Below are 10194 nucleotides of genomic sequence, written 5' to 3' on the forward strand. Positions count from 1 at the left end.
CCAGTATCGGGGCGACCCTCCGCCTTGCGATCGCACGCACCAGACGCCGCCAGGCCCGCCCTACGGGCGGACGACGCTCCTTTCGAAACACGCCCCAGGCACCCCGCCGCCCCTCCCGCCGCGGACTCCACCGCGTCTTCCCCCGGCCCCACGACCGACGCCGCCCGCGACCGCGCCGCTGTCGCCCAGACCGCGCTGCTCTCCGCCCTCGTCGCCGGCACCCCCGCCCCCGAGGGCTTCGACCACCGCCGCCTCGGTGTCCAGAGCCGCGCACTGGCCGCCAAGCGCGCCGATGTCGTCGCCAAGGTGGCACCCGAGCTGCCCGAAATCCTGGGGGACGGCTACCGGCGCACCTTTCTCGCATACGCCAGGAACCGCCCCATGGCCGCCGGATACCGGCGCGACGCACTGGACTTCGCCGAGCATCTGCTGATCGCCGGACGCCCCGCCGACGACGCCGCCCGGCGCCGGCTGACCACCTGGTGGCAGGACCGTGCGGCCGCCAGGCCGCCCCGCCGCACGACCCGGCTGGTACGGGCCGCCCGCGCCGCGCTCGTCGGGAGGTGACCGGAATGAACATCGTCGCTCTGCTGGTGACGCTGGCCGTGGCGGTCTCCTCGACCCTCCTGATCGTCGGGCTCTCGCATGCCCGGCGTGGCCCCGGTGGCCCCGCCCATGACCTCTACGAAGTGGCATTCCTGAACGGCGGGCCCGGCAGGGTCGTGGACACCGCACTCGCCGCCATGCAGACGGACGGACGCCTGGCGGTCGGCGGTCCCGGCATCGTCTCCGTCCAACGGCCCGTCGCTCACGACCCGGTGGAGCGAGCCGTTCTCCAGGAGCACGCCGCCGCCCCCAGCGGTGCGCTGCACGCCCTGCAAAATGCGGTGATGCGGCACCCGGCGGTGCAGGAGATCGGTGACGGGCTCGCGGCCCGCGGACTGCTGGCCGCACCGGAGGCCACCGTGAAGTGGCGCCGCTGGGGCCTGTTCCAGGGGCTGGGCTGCCTGCTGGCGATCCCGGTCTCCTTCGCGGTGACGGTGTCACAGTTCATGGCGGAGTTCGACGAGCCCGACTTCTCCCTCCCCTTCATCGTCAAGGTGCTCCCCGCCCTGTTCATCGGTTCTCCGACCGGGCTGATCTGCGCGGGCGTCGCCCGTGCCCGGATCACCAAGGCGGGACGGCGCGCCGCCGAGCAGTACCGAGACGCCCATGCCTACACCGCCGAACCCGCCCATCTCGTGGCGAATCTGGGGCTGCGCGCGCTGCCCGATCCCGTACTGCGGGCGCAGTTGGCGGCGGCCGCGCGGATGCGGACGGCCGGCGGGACGCGGCCGATGTCGCCCTCGCACTCCTCCTCCGGCAGCAGCAACAACGACCACGTCGTCGCGACGGTGTGGTGCGCCGGTTCGGGCGGTTCCGGCTCCGGCTGCGGGAGCTCCAGCGGGACCCCGGGCGGGGGCAGCAGCTGCGGAGGAGGCAGCGGGTGCGGTGGCAGTTCCGGATCCAGTTGCGGCGGGTCGGGCGGCTCCGGCTGTTCCAGCAGCAGTTGCTCCAGCAGCAGCGGATCCAGCTGTGGGGGGTCGAGCTGCGGCAGCAGCACCTGACACCAGCACCTCGCGGTACGGAGCGAAGCCGTTCCTGGCTGGTGAGCGCTTGGGCGGCGAGGCGCGCCGGACCGTCGTGTCCCCGCGCGGGAACATGCGACCGGCCCACCCGGAGGCGGGCCGGGGACCTGCGGGGAAGGGCGGTGCGCTTCCCCGCAGGTCTCGGGATCGCCGCAGGTCGGAGCCCTCGGCGAACCCGAAGCCGAACCCGGTGTCGCTGGAGCGGCGGGCAGCGCACAGCTGTGCGCCGGCGCCCGCCGTCTGATCTTCCGGGTTGGGGTGGTCGGAGCCCGCTCGCTACGCGAGCCCGGCCACCAGGTCTGCGACGGACTTCCTGCGGCCCGTGTAGAAGGGGACCTCCTCGCGGACGTGCATCCGCGCCTCGGAGGCTCGCAGATGACGCATGAGGTCGACGATGCGGTACAGCTCGTCGGCCTCGAAGGCGAGGATCCACTCGTAGTCGCCGAGCGAGAACGAGGCCACGGTGTTGGCGCGGACGTCGGGGTAGCCGCGGGCCATCTTGCCGTGGTCCGCGAGCATGCGGCGGCGGTCCTCGTCGGGCAGCAGGTACCAGTCGTAGCTGCGCACGAAGGGGTACACGCTGATGTAGTTGCGCGGCGTCTCGTCGGCGAGGAACGCCGGGATGTGCGACTTGTTGAACTCGGCGGGGCGGTGCAGCGCCATGTTCGACCAGACAGGCTCCAGCGCCACGCCCAGCTTGGTGCGCCGGAAGAGGTTGTACGCCTCCTGCAGCTCGTCCGCCGTCTCCGCGTGCCACCAGATCATGACATCGGCGTCGGCACGCAGGCCGGACACGTCGTAGGTGCCGCGGACGGTGATGTCCTTGGCCGCGAGCTGGTCGAACAGCTCCTGGACCTCGTCGGCGTAACCGGCACGGTCGGCGGGCAGCACATCGCGCAGCTTGAAGACGGACCACAGCGTGTAGCGGATGACCTCGTTGAGGTCCTTGGCCTTCTTACCGGCGTTCGGGATCTTCTCAGGCGCACTCATACGGCTATTGTCCCGCCTCGCTCCGTGTGCCCTGAACCGGGGTGGGAGTGGCAATGATCTCTCCCGCGGTCCCGCCCGCGATGTCCGCGGCGATCTCGTCCGCGGCCCGGTGGGCGCCGGCGATGCAGGCGGGGATGCCGACCCCGTCGTACACCGCTCCGCAGACCCGCAGGGCCGGCAGCTTGGCGACCTCGTCGCGGATCCGGGCCACCCGGGTCAGATGGCCGACGGGGTACTGGGGCAGGCCGCCGAGCCACCGGGTGACCTCGGTGTCCACCGGCTTCGCGGCGAGTCCGGTGGCGTCGGCGAGGTCACGCAGCGAGACGTCGACGAGTTCGGTGTCCTCGCGGTGGAGATGGTCCTCCTCGCCGTACCGGCCGACCGAGGTACGCAGGATGAACAGGTCGGGGGCGGCGTCGGCGACCCACTGCCATTTGTGGGTGGAGAAGGTGGAGGCCTTGATCGTACGGCCGTCGACCGGCGGCACGAGGAAGCCGGAGCGCCCGTCGAAGGCGCCCATGGCCGCCACGTCGGAGCGCCGGAACGCCAGGGTGACCAGCGCCATCGACGCGTACTCGACGCCCGCGAGCTCGGCGGAGGCGGCCGGGGACTCGGCGGCCAGCAGCGTCGACGCGGACCAGGCGGGGGCGGCGAGGACGATGCCGTCGGCAGCGATCACCCGGGTGTCGGTGCGGACGTCCCAGCCGTCGGCGGTACGGGTCAGGCCCAGGACGGGCGTGCCGGTGATGATCTCGCCGCCTCCGGCGCGCACGGCCTCGGCGACCGCGTCCGGCAGGGTGCCGATGCCGCCGTCGATGCCCTGGAAGACCGGGCCGGTCTGCTGCCGGGCGGCGGCCTGCCGCTGGATGCGCTGCACGCCGTCGAGCAGCGAGCCGCCCTCCTGGACCACCTCGAAGAGCTGCGGCACGGCTGCGCGCATCGAGATCCGGTAGGCGTCGCCCGCGTAGACGCCGCCGAGCAGGGGCTCCACGAGCCGGTCGACGACCTCGCGGCCCAGCCGGTCGGCGACATACGCGCCGACCGCGACATCGTCGCCGACCGCGGTCGGCGTGAGGTCCCGTTCCTGCGCGATGCGGGCGAGACCCTCCGGGGAGATCACCCCGCTGAGCGCGTCGGGGTCGCCCGGGACACCCATCACATGGCCCTTGGGCATCGGCCGCAGTTCGCCCCGGGTCCAGACCGACGCGATGGCGGTGGCGGGTGGCTGAAGCCGGTCACCGAGCCCGACGGCGCGCGCCAGGTCGACCGCCTCGGGTCGTCTGGCGAGCATCGACTCCGCCCCCAGATCGACCCGGGTGCCGGCGATCTCGCCGGTCATGAGCTTGCCGCCCAGCCGGTCGGTCGCCTCCAGGAGCGTGACCCTCAGTCCTGCGCCGATGAGCCGGTGGGCGGCCGCGAGTCCGGCGATGCCGCCGCCGATGACGACGACATGACCCGTACCTGTGTCCACGCGGTGTGTTGAACGCTGCATGCCTCCACTCTCTCAGACCTCTTCCGAGTCCTGACCGTGACCGCTTCGAAACCGGTAGAGGGCAACCCGCACCCCCGTCTCGCACGTCGAACCGGCACCATCAACCACCCGCCCCGGGGGAGCAGTTATGCAGAGAGCACGTCATTCGAGCCGTTCGTCCGCCCGTCGTTCAGGCACGGTGCTCGCCGCAGGGATGCTTGCCGCGCTGCTCACGCTGAGCGGCTGCGGCGCCGCCGACGACAGCTCCGGCAGCAGCAAAAGCGCGGCGGACTCCGCGGACAACAAGGCGGCAGCTCCTGCGGGGCGCACCGGCTCCGCCGGTGGGGAGTCGGACCGGGGGGCCACCGACGGCAGCCCGGCTCGGTCGACCGGGTCCCCCGCGCCGACCACCACCCATGTCATCCGTAAGGCCTCGCTCTCCGTGGAGGTGAAGAGCGTGCCGAAGGCGGCCGCGGCGGCCCGTTCGGTCACGGAGGATGCGGGCGGGCTGGTGGCGAACGAATCCACCGACCGGATCGACGACCTTCGCGAGACGTCGCACCTGGTGCTGCGGGTGCCGCAGGCCGAGTACGACGGCGTGCTGCGGAAGCTGGCGGGCGGCGGGAAGCTGCTGTCCCGTACGTCGGAGGCCAAGGATGTCACCGATCAGGTCGTCGACGTGGAGAGCCGGATCGCCACGCAGCGGGCGAGCGTCGCCCGGGTCCGGAAACTGATGGACCGGGCCGACAAGATTGCCGATGTGGTCGCCCTGGAAGGGGAACTGAGCAATCGCCAGGCAGAGCTGGAGTCGCTGCTCTCCCGGCAGGAGTCGCTCAAGGACCGCACCACCCTGGCCACGATCACCCTCGACCTCGCCGAGCCGGAGCCCTCGGCGCAGGGCACGGACGACGACGATCCGGGGTTCGTGGACGCGCTCGGCGGCGGCTGGCACGCGTTCGTGACCATGGTGAAGTGGATCGCGATGGCGGTGGGTGCGGCGGCGCCGTTCCTGGCGGCCGCGGCCGCCCTGCTGCTGCTCTGGCGGCTGGTGCGCACCCGGCTCACCCGGCGCCGCACGCCCCGGGCGGCCGAGCACGCCTCCGTACCGCCGGAGACTCCGTCCGCTCCCTGAGGGTCGTAGCGTGGTCCCTTCGTACTCGACGCTCGAAGGGACCCGGCATGGCGGCGGAGCGACTGGTGGTCATCGGCGGGGACGCGGCGGGCATGTCCGCCGCGTCCCAGGCCCGCAGGCTCAAGGGGCCCGACGAGATGGGCATCGTCGCCTTCGAGCGCGGCCACTTCACCTCGTACTCCGCCTGCGGGATCCCCTACTGGGTCGGCGGAGACGTCGAGCAGCGGGACGACCTCATCGCCCGTACGCCCGAGGAACACCGGGCCCGCGCCATCGATCTGCGGATGCGCACCGAGGTGACGGAGATCGATGTCGCCGGGCAGCGGGTACGCGCGCTGGACCGGGAGACCGGCGAGACGTACTGGGCCGGCTTCGACAAGCTGGTGATCGCGACCGGTGCCCGGCCGGTGCGCCCCGCGCTGCCCGGCATGGACGCGGCCGGGGTGCACGGGGTGCAGACCCTGGACGACGGTCAGGCGCTGCTGGACTCCCTGGACCGGGCGCCCGGTCGGCGCGCGGTCGTTGTCGGCGCCGGTTACATCGGTGTCGAGATGGCGGAGGCGCTGCTGAAGCACGGCTTCGAGGTGACGGTCCTCAACCGCGGGGAGCAGCCGATGGCGACGCTCGACCCCGACATGGGGCGCCTGGTCCACGAAGCGATGGACGGTCTGGGCATCACGACAGTGAACCGGGCCCGGGTCAGCAAGATCATCACCGGTGCCGACGGCCGGGTCACCGCGGTCGCCACGGAGGAGGGGACCTACCCCGCGGACGTGGTGGTGCTCGGCATCGGCGTCGAACCGGAGACCACGCTGGCCCGCGCGGCCGGCCTCCCGGTCGGCCCGCACGGCGGCCTGCTCACCGATCTGTCGATGCGGGTCGTCGGGCACGACAACATCTGGGCGGGCGGCGACTGCGTCGAGGTTCTCGACCTGGTGGCGGGGCGCACCCGGCATATCGCGCTGGGCACCCACGCCAACAAGCACGGCCAGATCATCGGGTCCAATGTGGGCGGCGGGTACGGGACATTCCCGGGCGTGGTCGGTACGGCGGTCAGCAAGGTCTGTGACCTGGAGATCGCCCGGACGGGGCTGCGGGAGAAGGACGCCCGCGCGGTGGGGCTGCGGTTCGTCACGGCGACGATCAAGTCGACCGGGCGGGCGGGCTACTACCCGGGCACTCAGCCGATGACGGTGAAGATGCTCGCGGAGTACCGCACGGGCCGGCTGCTCGGCGTACAGATCGTGGGCCGGGAGGGAGCGGCGAAGCGCGTCGACATCGCGGCGGTCGCACTCACCGCGGGGATGACCGTGGAGCAGATGACGGCGCTCGACCTGGGATACGCCCCGCCGTTCTCGCCGGTGTGGGACCCGGTCCTGGTGGCGGCACGCAAGACGGTCCAGGCCGTGCGCGCGGCGGGTGTGTAGGGGAGCTCTCCGTCGTCAGGCAGACGAACGGCCACCCCATGGGGTCACTGTGTGTGACGAGACGAAATGGACACGCCGAGTGAAGTCGATCACGTAATCCGATTTTCCGTGCGCGCTCTTTGCGCGCGCCCCCGAATGCACCGCTCGCCGCGGAACCCGAGGGTTTCACGGCGAGCAGGATGCGTTTCGGCGACCGGTTCAGCGGGCCGTCTGCGTGTGGACGTACTCGACGAGCCGGGTCAGTGCGTCCGGGTCGGTCGCCGGCATCACGCCATGCCCCAGGTTGAAGATGTGACCTTCCAGACCCGCGGCCGCGTCCAGCACCTCACGTGTCTTCGCCTCCACCGTCGCCGTCGGCGCGAACAGCACCGCCGGGTCGAGGTTGCCCTGGAGCGCCTTGCCGGGTCCGACCCGGCGCGCACCCTCGTCCATCGGAACCCGCCAGTCGACGCCGACGACATCCGCGCCCGCCTCGCCCATCAGCCCGAGCAGTTCACCGGTGCCGACACCGAAGTGGATGCGCGGGACACCGTACGAGGCAACCGCGTCGAAGACCTTCGCGGAGGCCGGCATCACGGAGCGGCGGTAGTCGGCGGGGGCGAGCGCGCCGACCCAGGAGTCGAAGAGCTGGACGGCCGAGGCGCCCGCCTCGATCTGCACCTTCAGGAACGCACTGGTGATCTCCGCCAGCCGGTCGAGCAGCTCGGCCCAGAGTTCCGGCTCGCCGTACATCATCGCCTTGGTGCGCTCGTGGCTGCGGGACGGACCGCCCTCCACGAGGTAGCTCGCCAGAGTGAAGGGCGCACCGGCGAACCCGATCAGCGGCGTCGACCCGAGTTCCGCGGTGAGCATGCCGATGGCCTCGGTGACGTAGTGGACGTCCTCCGGCGTGAGGTCACGCAGCCGGGCCAGGTCGGCCCGGGTACGGATCGGGTCCGCGACGACCGGACCGACGCCGGGCTTGATGTCGAGGTCGATCCCGATGGCCTTGAGGGGGACGACGATGTCGCTGAAGTAGATCGCCGCGTCGACCTTGTGGCGGCGTACGGGCTGCAGCGTGATCTCCGTGACCAGCTCCGGCATCATGCAGGAGTCGAGCATCGCGATGCCCTCGCGCACCTTCAGGTACTCGGGCAGCGAGCGCCCCGCCTGACGCATGAACCAGACCGGCGTGTGCGGCACGGGTTCGCGGCGGCACGCCTTCAGGAACGCCGACTCATGGGTGGCGGAGGTCTTCGTCTGCTGGCCCGAGGGGCTGTCGTTGGCGCTCACGCACAGAATCTTCGCATGAAGCGGCAAGGAGCCGAGTCGCACAGGGTGTCCCTCCCTGCACGAGGCTCCGGTTCCGCCTACTCTTCCCCGCATGGCTCCGGCTCAGGGACAATTTTCCGAACATTCCGACAGCGCTGACGGCAAGGACAGCGCGGAGGGCAGTTCCGTCCCGCCCGCGTTCCGGTCGGCGGTGGAAGCGTTGCGCTCCGCGCGGCTCCGCCCCGAGCTGGAAGTGGAGCCGACTCGGCCGCCCCAGCGCCTCGCTCCCCACGCGTACGCCGTGGAGGCGGCGGTCGTCGACGGCGAGGACGATCTCGCCGACGGCCGCCTCGTGCTGCTGCACGATCCGGCCGGACATGACGCCTGGCAGGGCACATTCCGGCTGGTCACGCTGGTACGCGCCGAGCTGGAGCCGGAGATGGCGTCCGACCCGCTGCTGCCGGAGGTGTGCTGGTCCTGGCTGACCGGCGCGCTGGAGGCGCGGGGCCTGTCGTACGGGGAGGCGGGCGGCACGGTCACCCGCGCCGGTTCCCACTACTTCGGGACGCTGGCCGAGCGGCGCCCGGCGACCCAGATCGAGATCCGTGCGTCCTGGACGCCGCGCGAGGGGCGTGGCGGGGTGCCGGACACGGCGGCGCATCTGGCGGCGTGGGGGGATCTGCTGTGCCAGATCGCCGGTCTGCCGCCTTCGGGACCCTCCGACGCGGCGGTGGTGACACTGCCCCAGCGGCGCGGCCCGCAGGCACCGTAGCGGGGCTACGCGGGCGGATTCCCAGGGGCGGGCCCCAGGGCCGGGTGCGTAGGCCGGATGCGCCATGTGGGTGCGTAGGCCGGATGCGCCATGTGGGTGTGCAGGCCGGACGCGGAGGCGGATGCCGCCTACGCCGGTTCCGCATCCCACCGATCCCGTTGTGCCCATTCCTTGCAGCCGGTCCGAAACCGGATCCGGGACCCAGGTACCGCGCGGCGGCTCCTGCAGAGGGCCCGGTATGCCGGTTCCGTACCCCCGGGCCCTCACGCCCGCGCGGCCCGTCACTCCGGCAGCCGGATCCCGTACACCCCGTCGCACCGCCATATCCACACCCCCGGTCCCGCACGCCCGGTCGCGCCGCCGTACCCCCGGACACCCGGTCCTGCCTGCAGCGTCCCGCCGCCGGCGCCGTACGCCGGATCCCGCACACTCCTCCCGGCCGCCGCAGTGCGCGGCACCGGACCGTGCCGCGCGTCCCGGCGGCCGGGCTCTGTCCGCGACGGTGTGTCACAGGCTTCGCACAGCCACCGGCATTCTTGTCGTACAATCGATCACCCGTCCGATTTGTCCGAATTGTTACGCATGAAATCGTGATCTTCCTCTAAAGGAGGACGGGTCTGCTGCCGAAGAGGTCAATGACCCTTCAAGCACGGTTCGCCCCGGCTTCATCCCCGAGCCGGCCCGTCCCGCCACTCCCCAGGAGGCCTGGTGTCCGTTCTCCTAGAGCAGCCCGCAAGCCTGGTCGCCTACCGCCCGAACAAGCCGACGGCCATGGTCGTCGTGGCCGACCCCCGCGTCCGTTCCACCGTCACCCGCCACCTGTGGGCCCTCGGAGTACGTGACGTCATCGAGGCGTCGTCCATCGCGGAGGCCCGTCCCCGCGTCGGCAACCCGCGCGACATCTGTGTTGCCGACGTCCATCTGCCCGACGGTTCCGGGCTGACCCTGTTGTCCGAAACCCGAGCCGCCGGCTGGCCGAACGGCCTCGCCCTCTCCGCCGCCGATGACATCGGCGCCGTACGCAACGCCCTCGCGGGTGGCGTGAAGGGCTATGTCGTCACCGGCACGCGCACCAATATCGGCCACCCCACCCGACCCGGCGTCGCCCCCATCGGCGCCAATGCCGCCCGTATGCACCGCCGGCCCCCCGGCACCCCGAGCCACCCGGGCGGCTACCGCGAACTGTCCGGCCGCGAGGTGGAGGTACTCCGGCTGGTCGCCGAAGGCCAGTCCAACAAGGCCATCGGCGTCTCCATGGGGCTCTCCGCCCTGACGGTCAAGAGCCACCTCGCCCGCATCGCCCGCAAGCTCGGCACCGGTGACCGCGCCGGAATGGTCGCCGTGGCCCTGCGCACGGGCATCATCCACTGACCCCGGCACACCGGCCGGCGTGTACCGAGATACGGACCCGGCTGGTTTACATTCATCGGCGCGGGGGGGGCGGCCCGGCACGGGACGGGGGGCCCGCCGCCACCCCAAAACACAGGAGAAAAAAAAACAAAAAAAAACACACAACACCAAAA

At 71.8% G+C, this 10194-nt stretch carries 8 protein-coding genes and 1 pseudogene; 6 read left to right on the forward strand and 3 right to left on the reverse strand.

Going from position 1 to position 10194, the window contains the following annotated elements; translation table 11 throughout:
• Positions 1-567, forward strand: a pseudogene (locus AB0915_RS35980) (endonuclease); the annotation flags it as partial.
• Between the two features lie 5 nt (positions 568-572).
• Positions 573-1607, forward strand: coding sequence for a TIGR04222 domain-containing membrane protein (locus AB0915_RS35985; RefSeq protein ID WP_366695137.1), 1035 nt, complete (start codon positions 573-575; stop codon positions 1605-1607).
• Positions 1608-1904: 297 nt separating this feature from the next.
• Here AB0915_RS35985 and hemQ read toward each other — a convergent pair whose 3' ends face one another.
• A complete protein-coding gene (gene hemQ / locus AB0915_RS35990) occupies positions 1905-2618 on the reverse strand; it encodes a hydrogen peroxide-dependent heme synthase (protein WP_366695140.1) in 714 nt (237 codons plus the stop codon).
• A gap of 4 nt (positions 2619-2622) precedes the next feature.
• Entirely contained in the window at positions 2623-4110 is a 1488-nt protein-coding gene (gene hemG / locus AB0915_RS35995) for a protoporphyrinogen oxidase (protein ID WP_366695142.1), read from the reverse strand.
• Positions 4111-4237: 127 nt separating this feature from the next.
• On the opposite strand from hemG, the gene AB0915_RS36000 reads away from it, so the two are divergent.
• Together AB0915_RS36000 and AB0915_RS36005 are read left to right on the forward strand one after the other, a co-directional pair.
• Positions 4238-5221 (forward strand): DUF4349 domain-containing protein, encoded by a 984-nt coding sequence (locus AB0915_RS36000; RefSeq protein WP_366695144.1) that lies wholly within the window; start codon positions 4238-4240, stop codon positions 5219-5221.
• A gap of 47 nt (positions 5222-5268) precedes the next feature.
• Positions 5269-6648: an FAD-dependent oxidoreductase gene (locus tag AB0915_RS36005; protein WP_366695146.1), complete on the forward strand. Its 1380-nt coding sequence runs from the start codon at positions 5269-5271 to the stop codon at positions 6646-6648.
• 198 nt (positions 6649-6846) lie between these two features.
• On the opposite strand, the gene hemE is transcribed toward AB0915_RS36005, so the two are convergent.
• Positions 6847-7920 carry a uroporphyrinogen decarboxylase gene (gene hemE, locus AB0915_RS36010; protein WP_366695148.1) on the reverse strand — a complete coding sequence of 358 codons (1074 nt, stop codon included), beginning with the start codon at positions 7918-7920 and terminating at the stop codon, positions 6847-6849.
• 91 nt (positions 7921-8011) lie between these two features.
• On the opposite strand from hemE, the gene AB0915_RS36015 reads away from it, so the two are divergent.
• Together AB0915_RS36015 and AB0915_RS36020 are read left to right on the forward strand one after the other, a co-directional pair.
• Positions 8012-8671, forward strand: coding sequence for a DUF3000 domain-containing protein (locus AB0915_RS36015; RefSeq protein WP_366695150.1), 660 nt, complete (start codon positions 8012-8014; stop codon positions 8669-8671).
• 708 nt (positions 8672-9379) lie between these two features.
• Complete coding sequence (locus tag AB0915_RS36020; protein WP_024488613.1) at positions 9380-10042, forward strand: response regulator transcription factor; 663 nt, start codon at positions 9380-9382, stop codon at positions 10040-10042.
• Positions 10043-10194 lie beyond the last annotated feature (152 nt).

The sequence above is a fragment of the Streptomyces sp. NPDC048411 genome (assembly GCF_040704695.1).
In the GTDB taxonomy this organism is placed as follows: Bacteria; Actinomycetota; Actinomycetes; order Streptomycetales; family Streptomycetaceae; genus Streptomyces.